The 13843-nt window shown below is 66.8% G+C and carries 15 protein-coding genes and 1 tRNA gene; 5 read left to right on the top strand and 11 right to left on the bottom strand.

Annotated features, from left to right (window positions below):
- Positions 1 to 142 precede the first annotated feature (142 nt).
- The 4 genes from mnmA (at position 143) to C8D03_RS16785 (ending at position 3398) form a co-directional block, all read left to right on the top strand.
- Positions 143 to 1321, top strand: a complete 1179-nt coding sequence (mnmA, locus tag C8D03_RS16800) for a tRNA 2-thiouridine(34) synthase MnmA (RefSeq protein WP_108051747.1) — start codon at positions 143 to 145, stop codon at positions 1319 to 1321.
- Positions 1322 to 1371: 50 nt separating this feature from the next.
- A complete protein-coding gene (locus tag C8D03_RS16795; protein WP_108047871.1) occupies positions 1372 to 2028 on the top strand; it encodes a class I SAM-dependent methyltransferase in 657 nt (218 codons plus the stop codon).
- A gap of 70 nt (positions 2029 to 2098) precedes the next feature.
- Positions 2099 to 2175 (top strand) — tRNA-Met (locus C8D03_RS16790).
- Between the two features lie 233 nt (positions 2176 to 2408).
- Entirely contained in the window at positions 2409 to 3398 is a 990-nt protein-coding gene (locus C8D03_RS16785; RefSeq protein WP_108047869.1) for a succinylglutamate desuccinylase/aspartoacylase family protein, read from the top strand.
- 98 nt (positions 3399 to 3496) lie between these two features.
- On the opposite strand, the gene C8D03_RS16780 is transcribed toward C8D03_RS16785, so the two are convergent.
- Genes C8D03_RS16780 through C8D03_RS16750 form a run of 7 tightly spaced genes read right to left on the bottom strand, consistent with a single transcriptional unit; the run spans position 3497 to position 9231 of the window.
- A complete protein-coding gene (locus tag C8D03_RS16780) occupies positions 3497 to 4342 on the bottom strand; it encodes a fumarylacetoacetate hydrolase family protein (protein WP_108047868.1) in 846 nt (281 codons plus the stop codon).
- Between the two features lie 42 nt (positions 4343 to 4384).
- Positions 4385 to 5032: a polysaccharide deacetylase family protein gene (locus C8D03_RS16775; RefSeq protein WP_108047866.1), complete on the bottom strand. Its 648-nt coding sequence runs from the start codon at positions 5030 to 5032 to the stop codon at positions 4385 to 4387.
- 51 nt (positions 5033 to 5083) lie between these two features.
- Positions 5084 to 5890 carry an ABC transporter permease gene (locus C8D03_RS16770; RefSeq protein ID WP_108047864.1) on the bottom strand — a complete coding sequence of 269 codons (807 nt, stop codon included), beginning with the start codon at positions 5888 to 5890 and terminating at the stop codon, positions 5084 to 5086.
- Between the two features lies 1 nt (position 5891).
- Positions 5892 to 6707: an ABC transporter ATP-binding protein gene (locus C8D03_RS16765; RefSeq protein WP_108047862.1), complete on the bottom strand. Its 816-nt coding sequence runs from the start codon at positions 6705 to 6707 to the stop codon at positions 5892 to 5894.
- Positions 6708 to 6745: 38 nt separating this feature from the next.
- On the bottom strand, positions 6746 to 7525 hold the full coding sequence (locus C8D03_RS16760) for an ABC transporter permease (RefSeq protein WP_248308506.1): 780 nt from the start codon (positions 7523 to 7525) through the stop codon (positions 6746 to 6748).
- Positions 7526 to 7539: 14 nt separating this feature from the next.
- Positions 7540 to 8526: an ABC transporter substrate-binding protein gene (locus C8D03_RS16755; RefSeq protein ID WP_108047858.1), complete on the bottom strand. Its 987-nt coding sequence runs from the start codon at positions 8524 to 8526 to the stop codon at positions 7540 to 7542.
- Between the two features lie 60 nt (positions 8527 to 8586).
- Positions 8587 to 9231 carry an isochorismatase family protein gene (locus C8D03_RS16750; RefSeq protein WP_108051745.1) on the bottom strand — a complete coding sequence of 215 codons (645 nt, stop codon included), beginning with the start codon at positions 9229 to 9231 and terminating at the stop codon, positions 8587 to 8589.
- Positions 9232 to 9369: 138 nt separating this feature from the next.
- Here C8D03_RS16750 and C8D03_RS16745 point away from each other — a divergent pair, with 138 nt between their 5' ends.
- Positions 9370 to 10287: a LysR family transcriptional regulator gene (locus C8D03_RS16745; protein WP_146170210.1), complete on the top strand. Its 918-nt coding sequence runs from the start codon at positions 9370 to 9372 to the stop codon at positions 10285 to 10287.
- 83 nt (positions 10288 to 10370) lie between these two features.
- Here C8D03_RS16745 and C8D03_RS16740 read toward each other — a convergent pair whose 3' ends face one another.
- The 4 genes from C8D03_RS16740 to C8D03_RS16725 are packed head-to-tail and all read right to left on the bottom strand — an operon-like array spanning position 10371 to position 13831.
- Entirely contained in the window at positions 10371 to 11195 is an 825-nt protein-coding gene (locus C8D03_RS16740; protein ID WP_108047854.1) for an inositol monophosphatase family protein, read from the bottom strand.
- A gap of 6 nt (positions 11196 to 11201) precedes the next feature.
- Positions 11202 to 12059: an endonuclease/exonuclease/phosphatase family protein gene (locus C8D03_RS16735; RefSeq protein WP_108047852.1), complete on the bottom strand. Its 858-nt coding sequence runs from the start codon at positions 12057 to 12059 to the stop codon at positions 11202 to 11204.
- 30 nt (positions 12060 to 12089) lie between these two features.
- On the bottom strand, positions 12090 to 12956 hold the full coding sequence (locus C8D03_RS16730; RefSeq protein ID WP_210203940.1) for a carbohydrate ABC transporter permease: 867 nt from the start codon (positions 12954 to 12956) through the stop codon (positions 12090 to 12092).
- Entirely contained in the window at positions 12953 to 13831 is an 879-nt protein-coding gene (locus C8D03_RS16725) for a carbohydrate ABC transporter permease (protein WP_108047850.1), read from the bottom strand. Before C8D03_RS16725 ends, C8D03_RS16730 begins: the two co-directional genes overlap by 4 nt.
- Positions 13832 to 13843 lie beyond the last annotated feature (12 nt).

Here is a 13843-nt window from a genome sequence, read left to right as displayed (position 1 = left end):
GGCGAAATCGGCGGCAAGAACGGCCACCCTGCCCCGGCCGGGCGGCAGGATTTGCCCATCACCGCTGGCAGCGGCGCCCCAAAGCCGGTATAGAGCCGGCGATGGCCCGCTTTCCCGCCGGACTCCGCATCCTTCCATGACCATGCCCCGCAATTCCCTCGACATCGCCAAGCCGCCTGCGGCGACGCGCGTCGTCGCGGCGATGTCCGGCGGCGTCGATTCCTCCGTCGTCGCGGCCCTGCTGCAGCGCGAGGGCTACGAGGTCATCGGCGTAACGCTCCAGCTCTATGACCATGGCGAGGCTGTTCACCGGGTCGGCTCCTGCTGCGCCGGGCAGGACATCCATGATGCCCGCCGCGTCGCCGAGCAGATCGGCATCCCGCATTATGTGCTCGACTATGAGAGCCGCTTCCGCGACGCGGTGATCGAGCGCTTCGCCGAGAGCTACCTCTCGGGCGAGACGCCGATCCCCTGCGTCGAGTGCAACCGCACGGTGAAGTTCCAGGACCTTCTCGGCCTCGCCCGCGAACTCGGCGCCGATGCCCTGGCGACCGGCCATTATGTCGTCGGCCGGGAGCTGCCGAACGGCCATCGCGGACTGTTCCGCGCGGCCGACCCGAACCGTGACCAGAGCTATTTCCTCTACGCGACGACGCAGGAACAGCTCGACCTGCTGCGCTTCCCGCTGGGCCATATCGACAAGGCGCAGACGCGTGCGCTCGCGGCCGAGCTCGGCCTCGGCATCGCCGACAAGCCCGACAGTCAGGACATCTGCTTCGTTCCCAATGGCCGCTATGCCGATGTGATCGAGCGGCTGAAGCCGGGCGCTGCCCGTCCCGGCGACATCGTCCATCTCGACGGCCGCGTGCTCGGGCGCCATGACGGCGTGCTGCGCTACACCGTCGGCCAGCGCAAGGGGCTGGGCCTCAGCACGCCTGAACCGCTCTATGTGCTGCGCCTCGACGCCGATACGGCCCGCGTCATCGTCGGCCCGCGCGAGGCGCTCAACGTCCGCGAGATCAGGCTGCGCGACCTGAACTGGCTCGGCGAGATCCCCCTGGACGCCCTGCCGCCGGAGGGGCTGGACGTCGCCGTGCGCGTGCGCTCGACGCGGCCCCCGCGCGAAGCGCGGCTGACGCGCGACGAGGCCGGGCTCAAGGTCGACCTCGCCACCGACGAGGAGGGCGTCTCGCCCGGCCAGGCCTGCGTGATCTATGCCGATGCTGGGCCCGGCACCCGCGTACTCGGCGGCGGCACCATCATCAGGCCGGAACTGCGGCTTCCCGCAGCGCGGCCGGGCCTCACCCTCGCCCTGTCCTGACGTCGGCCCGGCCGACCTTCCGATCTCCTCCGAATTCCGCGAGCCGCTCCATGCCGGTGCCCGACCATCTCGAAACCCAGAAGCGCATCTATGCAGGCTGGGCGCGCATCTACGACAAGATCTATCAGCGCCTGCTCGCCAGGCCGCAGCGCGAAGCTGTGGAAGCCGCCTGCGCCTGCGGGCCCGACATTCTCGAGATCGGTGTCGGCACCGGCCTGACGCTCACCTATTTCCGACCGGATTCGCACGTCCTCGGCGCCGATCTCTCGCTCGACATGCTGAAGGTCGCCAACCGGAAGGTGGCAAACCAGAAGCTGACGCATGTCCGGGGCCTGATGGTGATGGACGCCTGCCGGCTCGGCTTCGCGGCCGAGCGCTTCGATGCCGTGACCGCGCAGTTCGTCATCACGCTGGTGCCCGACGCCGAGCAGGCCCTGGCCGAGATGGACCGCGTGCTCAAGCCCGGCGGCGAGATCGTCATCTCGAGCCGCCTCGTCGACGATGGCGGCCCCTTCGCCGCTGTCTGGACCGCGCTGGCTCCGCTGGCGCGCGCCGTCGGCTGGAGTTCAGACTTCAAGGTCAGCCGCCTGACCGGCTGGGCGGCGAAGACGGGCCGCTATGAGACGGTCCATGTCGGCTCCGGCTATTTCAAGGTGGTGCGCCTGCGCAAGCTCTCCTCTGCCAAGCTCTCCTCCACCAAGGCTTGACGAGCCCCTGCCCCGCCCCCTATATCGCGGCCTCCGACGGATCGCCGCTCAGCGGTGCACCGATCTGTGGGGCGGGGTAGCTCAGCTGGTTAGAGCAGCGGAATCATAATCCGCGTGTCGGGGGTTCAAGTCCCTCTCCCGCTACCATCGGCCTCCGACGATATGCGTCGAGGGGGCTTACCGACCTCCGATCCCTTTCGTCAGATGCGCTGTGACCTCGATCGCCGCAGGTTATCCTGCCGGCATCGCCCCGCTGTCCCCGGATGGCGTGCCACCATGTGCTGCGCCCCGGCCTCGACATCGGCGAATCATTGTAAGGGGCATGATCGGCGTGGACGGCGAGAGCCCGCCCCCACGCTCTCCAGCCATCAGGATCAGACATGCCATCGCAGCCAGCCAACGCCGCCTGGACCGTGCCGGCCGATGATGAGGCTCCGCTCGAAAGCGTGCGGTTCCATGGCCTGAAATCCGGACCGAAGCTGCTCGTGCTCGGCGCGGTGCATGGTAACGAGACCTGCGGCCCGAACGCCATTGCGCGCATCATCGACGATTGCCGTGCGGGACGCCTGCTGATCCGGCGCGGCGAGGTCACCTTCGTGCCGGTGACCAACCCGAAGGCCTACCGTCAGAACAGCCGCGAGGGAGACCGCAACCTCAACCGCGACATGTATGAGCGGCCGCAGCCGATCGATAACGAGGACAGGATCGGGCGGCGCCTCTGCGCGCTGCTGCGCGAGCACGAGGTGCTGCTCGACGTGCATTCCTTCCGCGGCGAGGGCGAGCCCTTCGCCTTCTTCGGCCCCGAGAACAACAACGGCAACCTTGAACCTTTCCGGCACGACGCCGCGGAACTGGCCCTCGCCGCATGCCTCGGCGTTCCGGTCGCGATCCATGGCTGGCTCGACAACTACGTGAAGCTGATCGCCGCGCGCGAGAGGCTGAACCTGCCGCGCCTGGCCGTGACGGAAGGCTACGGCACGACCGAATTCATGCGCTTCGCTGGCGCCTACGGGGTGACGCTCGAATGCGGCCGGCATGACGACCCGGCTTCGATCGAGGTCGGCTATGCTGCAATCCGCAACACGCTGGCCCATCTCGGCCTGATCGATGCGCGCCCTCCCCCGGGAGCGCTCGACTGCGTCATCCACATGACCGAGGTCGTGATCTGCGAGGCGGAGGGCGATGTGGTCGAAGACGGCTGGAAGACAGGCGATATCGTGCCCGTGGGCGCCGTGATGGCGAGGCGCGCCGACGGCACGGCCGTGACTGCGCCCTGCGACGGCTACATCATCTTCCCAAGCAAGACCGCCAGGCCCGGCGAGCCGATCTGCCATTTCGGCGTGGCGAGCCCGCGCAAGAGCCGGCCCTGAACCGACCCTGCGCGGGTTGACGTCCTTTTGCAGCGCGTCTGTCCGCCGACGCCTGTACCCCCTTGCACGCCAGCGCCCAGGAGCACAGAGCCGCGCACTCAGCGGTAGGGAACGATCGCCTGCTTCTGCTGCCCGAGGCCCGCAATACCGAGTTCGACGACGTCGCCGGGCTTCAGCCAGATTGGCTCGGGCTTCTTGCCCATGCCGACGCCGGACGGCGTCCCGGTCGCGATGATGTCGCCGGGCATCAGCGTCATGTAGCGGCTGACATAGGAGACGATCGTCCTGACGTCGAAGATCATCGTGCGGGTGTTGCCGTCCTGCATTGTCTTGCCGTTGACGGTCAGCCACATGCCCAGCGCCTGCGGATCGGGGATCTCGTCTCGCGTCACCAGCCAGGGACCGGTCGGCCCGAACGTGTCGCAGCCCTTGCCCTTGTCCCATTGCGTGCTCTGCATCTGGAAGGCGCGCTCGGAGACGTCGTTGATGACGCAGTAGCCGGCGACGACATCCAGCGCCTTGTCCGGCGCGACGTTGCGGGCGGTTTCGCCGATGACGATGCCGAGCTCGACCTCCCAGTCCAGCTTCGTCGAATTCAGCGGCACGACCGTATCGTCGTTCGGCCCGCAGATCGCCGAATTCGCCTTGAGGAAGACGATCGGCTCCGGCGGCGTCGGCAGGTTCGCTTCAGCCGCATGCTCGGAATAGTTCAGGCCGATGCAGATGAATTTCGACGTGCCCGCGACCGGGACCCCGTAGCGCGGCGACCCCGCGACCAGCGGCAGGCTCGCGGGGTCGATCGCGGCGAGCTTTGCCAGGCCGGCCGCCGACAAGGCAGCGCCCCCGAGGTCGGGCAGGATGCCCGACAGGTCGCGGAGCCCTCCGTCGCGATCGACGAGAGCGGGTTTTTCCTGGCCGGGCTGGCCGATGCGGCAGAGCTTCATGGAACACCTGATGTTGCGGGTTGAAAGGCGAAGGGCAGCGGCTCAGGCCGCGAGATCGGTCACATAGCCGTCGACCGGGCTGACGAGCCGGCCGCGTTCGATCGGCACGCAACTGGCGGGGAAATCCTGCTGGAAGGACGCACCGCGATCGCGCGCGCTGACGATGAAGCGGTCGAGCTGCTTCATGGCGCCCGTCGGCAGGTCGTGCAGCACGATCAGCGCGTGCTCCTGCGCGAAGCACAGCGCCAGGGCGCGCTCGACCCAACCCTCCGGATGCATCCAGTCCTCAGGAATGACGTTCCAGAGCACGCAAGTATAGGCTTCGCTCTGGAGACGGGCGAGCGCCTCGCCGTTGAGCAGCCGCCGGTCGAGAAGGCCGCCGCCGCCGAAGGGGCGGAAGAATCGGCGCTCATGCGCCAGATCGCCGATCAGCGCTTCGGTCCGGACGATCTCGGCTGTAGCCACGCCAGCCTCCGCGCTCATGCCGAGCGGCACGAGGTGGTTGAAGGTGTGGTTGCCGATCCAGTGCCCTTCGGCATGGGCCCGCTCGCAAAGCCTGCGCCGGTCACGCAGCTTGTCGCCGAGCACGAAGAAGGTGGCCTGGAGATCGTGGCACCGCAGCGTGTTCAGCACCTGCGGGGTCACGTCGGGATCGGGCCCATTGTCGAACGACAGGGTAATGGTCGTCATCGCTGACTCCAGCTCGGGGTGTCTGTGGGATCGGGAAAGGCCGGTCTCGGCTCAGGGATCGCTCTCGCCGGAGCGGGTCGAGAGCCGCCAGTGCCGCGTCCGGTGCACGAACAGTTGCACCAGCCCGTCGAAGGCGAAGACCAGCGCGATGACGACGAGGATGCCGGCAAAGACGCGGGGACTGTCGAGCAGGGTGCGGTAGCGGGTGATGAGATAGCCGATGCCTTCGGCCGAGGTCAGCATCTCGGCGACGACGATGCCCACGATCACGAGCGCTCCGCCGATGCGGAAGGCGGACAGCACGGTCGGGATCGCCGCCGGCAGCAGCACCCGGCTGATCATCTGCCAGCGCGAGGCCTTCAGGCTGCGGGCGACGGTGACATAATGGCGGTCGATCGTCTGGACGCCGGCCATCGTGCCGAGCAGGCAGGGCAACAGCCCGTAGATGCTGGCGAAGGCGATCTTCGCCTGCGGGCCGATGCCGAACCAGGCGGTGAACAGCGGATAGAGGATGACGAAGGGCACCGCATACAGGCCGGAGGCCAGAGGCTGGGCCACGCGCCTGACCGAAGCGATCGAGCCGCAAAGCAGACCACCGCCAATTCCCAGCCCGCAGGCGATCAGCATCGAGATGCCGATGGCCCTCAGCGAAACCAGAAGATGCCAGCCATAATCGCGCCAGTTACTGCCCAGCGCCGTGAGCGTCTCGCTCAGCGGCGGCAGGAACAGCGAGGGAATGAGCCCGGCGCGCGGCAGGGCCTCCCAGGCGAGGAGGAGCGCGACGCCGAGAAGCCCCCGTACGGTGCGCGGCTCGATGCGCAGGCCCGCAGTGCCCGATGAGGAAACGGCGAGCGTCATCTTACTCGCTCGCCTGTGTCTTGATCTGGCTCCAGATCCGTTCCCGCAGCTCGGCGAAACGCGGCGTCGCCATCATCGCATAGGTGCGCGGCCGCGGCAGATCGACCTCGATCCGGTCGATGATACGGCCGGGGCGGGCCGACATGACGATGATCTCGTCGGCGAGATAAGCCGCTTCTGTCAGGCTGTGGGTAACGAAGACGACGGTCTTGCCAGTCTCCTCCCAGATCCGCAGCAATTCATCGCCCATCGAGATGCGAGTCTGCTCGTCGAGCGCGGCGAAGGGTTCGTCCAGCATCAGGATCGGCGGGTTTTGCACCAGCCCCCGCGCAATCGAGACCCGCTGTTTCATCCCGCCCGACAATTCATGCGGGTAGCGGTCCTCGAAGCCCTTCAACCCGACCAGAGCGAGCTTCTCGCGGGCGCGGGCGGCCCGCTCGGATTTTGCCACGCCACGCAGAGAGAGCGGGAACTCGACATTGTCCTGCGCCGTCAGCCAGGGGTAGAGGCTCGCCTCCTGGAAGACGACGCCGACACGGTCGGGGTCGGGCTCGGTCATCGGCTTGCCGCCGCACAGGATCGTGCCCGAGGTCGGCGTGACCAGCCCGGTCATCATCATCAGGAGCGAGGACTTGCCGCAGCCGCTCGGCCCGACGATGACGACGAAGCGGCCGGGCTTGATCGAGATCCGGATATCGGCGAGCGCCTGGGTTACCCGGCCCGCCGCACTGTAGGTGTGGTCGAGATCCTTGACCTCGACCGCGCCGGACAGCGACGCGACCACACGCAGCGGTGGCTTGGCGGCAGCCTCGACCATGGCGGGAGAATCCTTCCGGGAACGCAGGGTACCAGGCATCATGTCCTCCAATGCTCGCATCTCTGCTCGAACCAGCGCACCGCCTCGTTGAAGAGGATCGCGGCGGCAGAGATCAGCAGGATGCCGGCGAGCAGCTCCTTCAGCATGAAGTTCTCACCCCAGTTGGCGATGAGCTGGCCGAGCCCCGCGCGCGAGGCGTACATCTCCGCCAGCAGGATGCCGGTCAGGTTGAAGATCATCGCGAGGCGCACCGCCTCGAGCAGGATCGGCGCCATCGAGGGCAGATAGACCCGCCAGGCGATCTGGCTGCGCGTCGCGCCATAGGCACGGGCGACGCGGACATGATCGCTCGTGATCGATTCCAGCGCTGAAAAGCTGCTGATCAGGACGATGAAGATCGTCGAGAACACGCCGAAACCGACTTTCTGGCCGAAATTGATCCCGAAGGCGAGGATGAACATCGGCAGGAAGATCGTCTTCGGAATCGAGAAGATCAGGAAGACGATCGGTTTCAGCACCTGGCTCCAATAGGGGCTCTCCGAGATCGCCGTACCGGCCAGAATGCCGAGCGGCACCGCGATCACGAAGGCCACCATCACCTCGGCCATGGTCACGCCGACATGGCCGAGGAAGCTCGGGCGCCTGACCAGGTCGAAAGCGGTGGCGAGAACATCGGCAACCGGCGGCAGCAGTTCGGGCTGCATCAGGCCGAGAGCAAGTGCGCCCTGCCAGATGCCGAACAGTGCGCCGAGCGCCGCCATCCAGACGACGAGGCCAGCGACCCCGCCGCTGGCCGGCTTGCCGGCTTTCGATGCCACCGCCGCCTCCGCCATCACGCGCTCGACGAGACCGGAGTGAAGTCCATGGTGACGATCTCCTCCGCCGGAGCCAGATTGTCGAAACCGCCGATGCGGGCGAGTTCCATCGCGACTTTGGTCTGCTCCAGCGTGAAGCGGCCATCCTTCGACAGCTTCAGGAACGTCTCCTCATATTCCTGCTTCGCGATCGCCTCGGGCACGCTGTTGGCCTCGGCGATGATCTTGATCGCCGCTGCCGGGTTGCTCTGCATGTAGGCAACCGCGCCGTACATCGCCTGCAGCGCGCCACGCAGAAGGTCCTTGCGCTCATTGATGATCTTGTCGGTCGTCGCCCAGCCCGACGCCAGATGCGGCGGAATCGCCTTGGCGTAGTCGAGAATCTCGCGCGCCTGACCGTTCTGGATCATCTGGAAGCTCAACGGCGAATAGACGACCGCCGCATCGACATTGCCCGACATCAGGTTCGGCACCAGCCCGCCGCCGCCGAGCGGCACGCTGGTGAAGTCGACCTTGGCATTGCTGCGGGTCCACAATGCCATGAAGTCCGAAAGCGAGCCGGCCGCCGTGATGCCGACCTTCTTGCCAGCGAGATCGGCGACGCTCTTGATCGGCGAAGCCGGCTTCACCATCAACTTCCAGCCAGTGTTCGCCTCGACGCCGAGCGCGACGATCTTGGTCATGATGCCGCGCTTGCGGCCCGTGCCCTGCTGCGAGACGAGGCCGATCGTGAAATCGGTCGCGCCGGCCGCGAGCGCCTCGAAAGCCTCACCGCCGCTGCGATAGATCGTCAGTTCGGGGTCGAGGCCGGCCTTGGCGAACAGGCCCTGCGCCACTGCTGTCTCGGCGAGCACCGTCGGCCACCAGGTCTTGGTCGGCAACCCGACGCGGATCTTCTGGGCGGCCGCCAGAAGCGGTGGCGCGCCAAGCGCCAGCCCGGCGGCCCCCGCCGCCAGCCCAAGTGCTCCACGGCGCGTCACGCGTGTTGAAATTCCGTCGCTCATGTCAGTCCTCCCGGTGGATTGTCGTTGTCTCGCGCTTCTGCTCGGCGCGTCTGTCACCGCTCAGGCTGTGCGGCGCATCTCTTGGTTCAGGCTGGAGAACGCGCTCAGGATCGCGTCGACCGGCAGCACGTCGCCATATTTCAGGTCGATGTCGATCAGGCTCTGCTCATGCGCGTCCCGCAGCCGGTCGGCGGTCGCCTCGCGCGCCACGATCGTCCTGAAACCGTGCTGGCAGGCATCGACGGCACTGGCGCGGACGCAACCGCTCGTCGTGCAGCCGGCGATGATCAATGTGTCGATGCCGTCCCGGCTCAGATCGTCGGCGAGGCTCGTCCCGAAGAAGCAGCTCGCAAAGCGCTTGACGACGATCCGGTCGCCCGGCGTCCGTTCGACGCGCGGGTCCTGCTCGACGCCGTCCGTCCCCAGCACGAGATCGCGCAGGCCATGGATCTTCACAGCCCAGACGCCGGCCTCGCCGACCGGGTCGTGATAGGCGATCGTCGAGAGAAAGATCGGTGCCCCGGCGGCGCGCGCTACCCTGATGAGGCGATTGGCTTCGCCGATCTCGGCAGCCATGTCGGCGCCGAGGCTGCTCGCCGGCGATGTGAAACTGCGGCTGAAATCGACGACCAGCAGGGCCGGTTTGCGGCCGAAGCCGACGCGATTGCCGAAGCCGCGGCGCTGCACGCGCTCGATCTCGTCCATGGTCATCTCCTCGTGCTGGCAGTCGAAGCCTTGCGGTCCCCGCTGCCTTGCCAAGGATCATGAAGGAGACGGGCGGTCTTGATAACCGGGAATGAACCGAAGATATTATTTCCATATCATCGATAATAGGGTCTTCGCGTGACCACACTTCCACACGGCATGCTCAACGATGCCAGCATCCTCTCGCTGCGCTGCTTCGTCGCCGTAGTCGAGACGCAGAGCTTCTCCTCGGCCGCGCGGCAGCTTCGCCTCGCCGCCTCCTCCGTGACCAAGCATGTGCAATTGCTGGAGAACGCGATCAGCGTCGCCCTCGTCCACCGCACCACGCGGCGCATCAGCGTGACGGATGCCGGCGAGCGCTTCTACGACCAGTGTCTCGGTATCCTCGCGCAGATCGACAGTGCCGCCGCCGTCATGATCGCCGAACGCGCGTTGAGCGGGCATCTGCGCGTCGTCGCCCCGCCCTCGTTCGCCGCGACGCTGCTCGGGCCTCATCTTCACGAATTCCTGGCCGGCCATCCCGGCCTCTCCGTCGACGTCATGGTGAGCAGCGCCACACCCGATCTGATCCGGGACCGCATCGACGTCGCGATCACGCTGCAGGAGGAGCCGGAATCCAAGCTCGCGCATTTCCTGCTGGCGGAAAGCCCACGGGCGCTCTGCGCCTCGCCAGCCTACCTCGACCGCTTCGGCATGCCGGAGCATCCGCGCGATCTCGCCGGGCACGAGTGCATCTCGGGCCGCTTCTCGGAACTGGCCGAGGCGTGGTTCCTGCGAGACCAGGGCAACTGGCAAGCGGTCCATGTCCGCAGCCGGCTGCTCTCCGACAATGGCGACCTGTTGCGCCAAGCTTGCCTGATGGGCAGCGGCATCGGCAATTTCTACCGTTTCCATGTTCAGGAGGACCTCGACGCAGGCCGGCTCGTCCACGTCCTGCCTGCCTATGAAAGCAAGCCGAAGAACATCTACGCGGTGATCCCGCACCGGCAGATCGTGCGGCCGCAGACCAAAGCCTTCATCGAATTCGTGACGCGGCTGACGGCGCGTCGCGCCTGATCCCGGAAGCCAACTCGCCTGACAAGCGATGCCGACATCGACCTCGGGGAATCGTCTGAAAGAGTCCGGCGGAAGGGGCCGTGTCAGGGCACCAGCAGCGCCCTGACGCGCTGCCAGCTTTCGGCATCCGGCGCGCATAGCAGGCCGGTGGATGGCTGCCCTGTGCGGTAGACGCTGCCATCCAGCAGGCGCGCATGGCCGCCAGCCTCGCTGTAGAGCAGGGTACCCGGCGCGTGATCCCAGGGATTCAACACGCCGTAGAGCAGGAAATCGCAATGCCCCGCGGCCGCCAGGCGGTATTCCTGCCCGCAGCAGCGCAATGACGAGACGTGGGCGAAGGCCGGGAACCGCCCCGGGATCGCCTGGCGCAGCGGCTCGGGAAAATACTGCCAGCTCACCATGCCGCCCATCGCCTCCGGCGCGGAGGCTGCTCCGACGCGCAGGTCGCGGACCTTGCCGCCGGGCCCGCACAGCCAGGCGCCCTCTCCGCGCAGGGCGAGCGCGCTGTCGTCGACCACCGGGTCGTGGATCACCGCGCCGACGGTCTCGCCCAGGACGATGGCCGCCGCCATCACCGCGAATAGCGGCAGGTCGGAGGCATAGTTCAGCGTGCCGTCGATCGGGTCGATCACGAAGGCGAGGTCGGCATCCGCCAATCGGCGCAGCAGGGCCGGATCGCGTGTCGCAGCCTCCTCGCCGACGAGGACCGCACCGGGGAAAGCCCGTTCGAGTTCGGCGCAGATGAAGCGCTCGGCCGCCTCGTCGGCTTCGGTCACGAGATCGCCCGGCGCCGATTTCTCGCGGACATCCCCCGTCGCCAGATTGCGGAAGCGCGGCATGATCTCGCGGCGCGCGGCCTCGACGAGAATGCCGGTCAGCCTGTCATGGTCCTGCTGCGTGAAGATCATCGTCCGTCAATCCGCCTGCGCTGGCCCGACATCGAATTCGACCAGGATGGGTTGGTGATCCGAGACGCGCGTCTCGACATCGCAGACGATGCTGCGGGCGCGGGCTGCGAGATCGGGCGTCGCCAGCACATAGTCGAGGCAGCCGGGCGGACCATAGGTCCGGTCGACGATGAAGGCCGTCGGCGGCGGAGGCGCCTCCCCCATCACGGCCGGCCAGAGATCGACCAGCGGCGGCGTCTCGTCCGCGAAGGGCGCCATCAGCCGCGCCAGCGACGGATCCTCCGGCCGCATGTTGAAATCGCCGGTCAGGATCGCGCTCGCCGTGTTCGGCGTCGGCGCATAGGTGTGCGGGCCGGCTTCGCGCGGCATGCGCTGGCGTGCCGCTCCCATGCGATGCGCCTCGCGGATGCCCTCGACCTGGGTCGCCCGCAGCAGGGGCGAGGAGTATTCCAGATGCGTCGTCATCAGGCGGACCGGACCGAACGGCGTCGTCGCAACCGCCTCGACCAGTACGCGCGGCATGTTGCGCGTCACGGCCGCCTCCCAGGGCAGGAGGTGGCGCAGCGCCTGCGCCACGCGGTAACGGCTGAGGATCAGGTTGCCGAAGCGCTTGCGTCCGCCCTTGCCGTCATCGACATCGACCCCGATGCCCTCGACCGCGGTGAAACCGGGTAGCAGCCCGGCAAACAGCGCGAACTGGTCGGTGGCGTCGTTGCCGTCGAGATCAACGAAATTGGCCGCGACCTCCTGCAGGCAGAGCACGTCGAAATCGGCCATCGTCCGGGCATGGTCGATGATGCGGCGCGGATCGACCAGCCCGTCGACGCCGCGCGCCCACTGGATGTTCCAGGTGATGAGTTTCATGCGATCAGTTTCATGCGATCAGCCTCGCGATCACTTGATCCCCGCGCGCATGAAACTCTGCACGAACTGGCGCTGGAACAGCAGGAAGCCAACGAGCAGTGGCGCCGAGGTCATCAGGGTCGCGGCGCAGATCACGGCCCAGTCGATGCCCTGGTCGCTCGACGAGAACACCTGCAGGCCGACGGTCAGAGGCCGGGATTCGACCGAATTCGTCACCAGCAGCGGCCAGAGGAAGTTGTTCCAGTGATAGCTGACCGAGACCAGCCCATAAGCGATATAGGTTGGTTTCGCGAGCGGGACATAGACTTTCATCAGGACCTGCAGCGGGCTCGCGCCCTCGACGCGGGCCGCGTCGTCCAGTTCCTTGGGCACGGTCTTGAAGGTCTGCCGCAGCAGGAAGATGCCGAAGGCCGAGGCGATATAGGGCAGCGCGATCGCGGGAATCGTGTCGATCAGGCTGACCTTGGCCAGAGTCCGGTAGTTCTCGACGATCAACGCATCCGGCATGATCATCAACTGGGCCAGGATCAGCGCGAAGGCGACATCGCGACCCCAGAAATCCTGCCGCGCCAGCGCATAGGCCGCGAGCGTGCCCAGCACGAGCTGGAAGGCGAGGATCATCGTCACCAGCACGAACGTATTGAGGAAATAGCGGGCGAAGGGCGCCGCCGCCCAGGCGCGCGTGAAGTTGTCCAGTGTCAGCGGCGCGGTCAGCACGAAGCGCGTCGTGAACTCGGCCGGGTGGATCGCGGCCCACACCGCATAGGCGAGCGGCAGGATCCAGAGCAAAGCGAGCAGGATCGCACCGATCGATTCCAGCGTCAGCGACAGGCCCTTCGGCGCATAGGGATCGGTCCGCGTCGCGGCCGCGACCGTCTGTCCGGCGGGCGCGCTCATCGATAATGCGTCCTGCGCTCGAGGAAGCCGTACTGGACGAAGGCGACGAGCGCGAGCAACGCCAACAGCACGCAGGTCAGCGTCGCCGCATAGGCCGTGTCCCAGAAGCTGAAGCCGACCTGGTAGATGTAGAACAGAAGCAGCGTCGTCGCATTGTCGGGACCGCCGCGCGTCATGACGAAGATGTGGTCGATCATGCGGAAGGCGTTGATCACCGCGTTGATCAGCACGAACAGCGTCGTCGGCATCAGCAGCGGGAACTGGATGCGCCGAAAGTAAGTCCAGCGCGACGCCCCCTCGATCGCCGCCGCCTCGCCCAGGCTCGGCGGCAAGGCCTGCAGCGCCGCGAGGTAGAAGATCATGAAGAAGCCGGCTTCCTTCCAGATCGCCACGATGGTGATAGCGGAGAGCGCGGTATCCTGCGATCCCAGCCAGTTGGTGCTGCGCCCGCCGAAAAAGCCGACGATCTGCTCCAGCAGCCCGTATTGCGGGGTGAAGAAGAACAGCCAGATATTGGCGACCGCGATCATCGGCAGGATCGTCGGCGTGAAGAAGGCCATCCTGACCCAGGTCCGCCCGACGATCTTGTCGTTGACCCAGACCGCCATCAGGAGCGCGAGCGCGATCGAGGCCGGGATCGTGCCGAGTGCGAACCAGAGGTTGTTCGACATCGCCTTCCAGAAGATCGGGTCGGCGAGCAACTGTTCGTAATTGTCGAGCCCGACGAAGCGCGCCGGGCGGCGCGCCTTGGGTGTCGAATGGAAGCTCTCGATGAAGCTCGCCACCGCCGGCCAATGCGTGAATATCACAAGGCAGGCCATGGCCGGCAGCAGAAGCAGCCAGCCATGGACCGTGGCGGTCGCGCGGTTGTTCATCGTCGAGCGTTC

The organism is Bosea sp. 124 (assembly GCF_003046175.1).
Taxonomy (GTDB): domain Bacteria; phylum Pseudomonadota; class Alphaproteobacteria; order Rhizobiales; family Beijerinckiaceae; genus Allobosea.
Note: the sequence above shows the minus strand (reverse complement) of the source record. Positions and strands in the feature narration are given on the sequence as shown.

Excerpts from the sequence above, each read along its gene's own strand:
- mnmA (WP_108051747.1), top strand. The coding sequence starts at position 143 with ATGCCCCGCAATTCCCTCGACATCGCCAAGCCGCCTGCGGCGACGCGC.
- C8D03_RS16795 (WP_108047871.1), top strand. The coding sequence starts at position 1,372 with ATGCCGGTGCCCGACCATCTCGAAACCCAGAAGCGCATCTATGCAGGC.
- C8D03_RS16785 (WP_108047869.1), top strand. The coding sequence starts at position 2,409 with ATGCCATCGCAGCCAGCCAACGCCGCCTGGACCGTGCCGGCCGATGAT.
- C8D03_RS16780 (WP_108047868.1), bottom strand. The coding sequence starts at position 4,342 with ATGAAGCTCTGCCGCATCGGCCAGCCCGGCCAGGAAAAACCCGCTCTC.
- C8D03_RS16775 (WP_108047866.1), bottom strand. The coding sequence starts at position 5,032 with ATGACGACCATTACCCTGTCGTTCGACAATGGGCCCGATCCCGACGTG.
- C8D03_RS16770 (WP_108047864.1), bottom strand. The coding sequence starts at position 5,890 with ATGACGCTCGCCGTTTCCTCATCGGGCACTGCGGGCCTGCGCATCGAG.
- C8D03_RS16765 (WP_108047862.1), bottom strand. The coding sequence starts at position 6,707 with ATGGTCGAGGCTGCCGCCAAGCCACCGCTGCGTGTGGTCGCGTCGCTG.
- C8D03_RS16755 (WP_108047858.1), bottom strand. The coding sequence starts at position 8,526 with ATGAGCGACGGAATTTCAACACGCGTGACGCGCCGTGGAGCACTTGGG.
- C8D03_RS16750 (WP_108051745.1), bottom strand. The coding sequence starts at position 9,231 with ATGGACGAGATCGAGCGCGTGCAGCGCCGCGGCTTCGGCAATCGCGTC.
- C8D03_RS16740 (WP_108047854.1), bottom strand. The coding sequence starts at position 11,195 with ATGATCTTCACGCAGCAGGACCATGACAGGCTGACCGGCATTCTCGTC.
- C8D03_RS16735 (WP_108047852.1), bottom strand. The coding sequence starts at position 12,059 with ATGAAACTCATCACCTGGAACATCCAGTGGGCGCGCGGCGTCGACGGG.
- C8D03_RS16730 (WP_210203940.1), bottom strand. The coding sequence starts at position 12,956 with ATGAGCGCGCCCGCCGGACAGACGGTCGCGGCCGCGACGCGGACCGAT.
- C8D03_RS16725 (WP_108047850.1), bottom strand. The coding sequence starts at position 13,831 with ATGAACAACCGCGCGACCGCCACGGTCCATGGCTGGCTGCTTCTGCTG.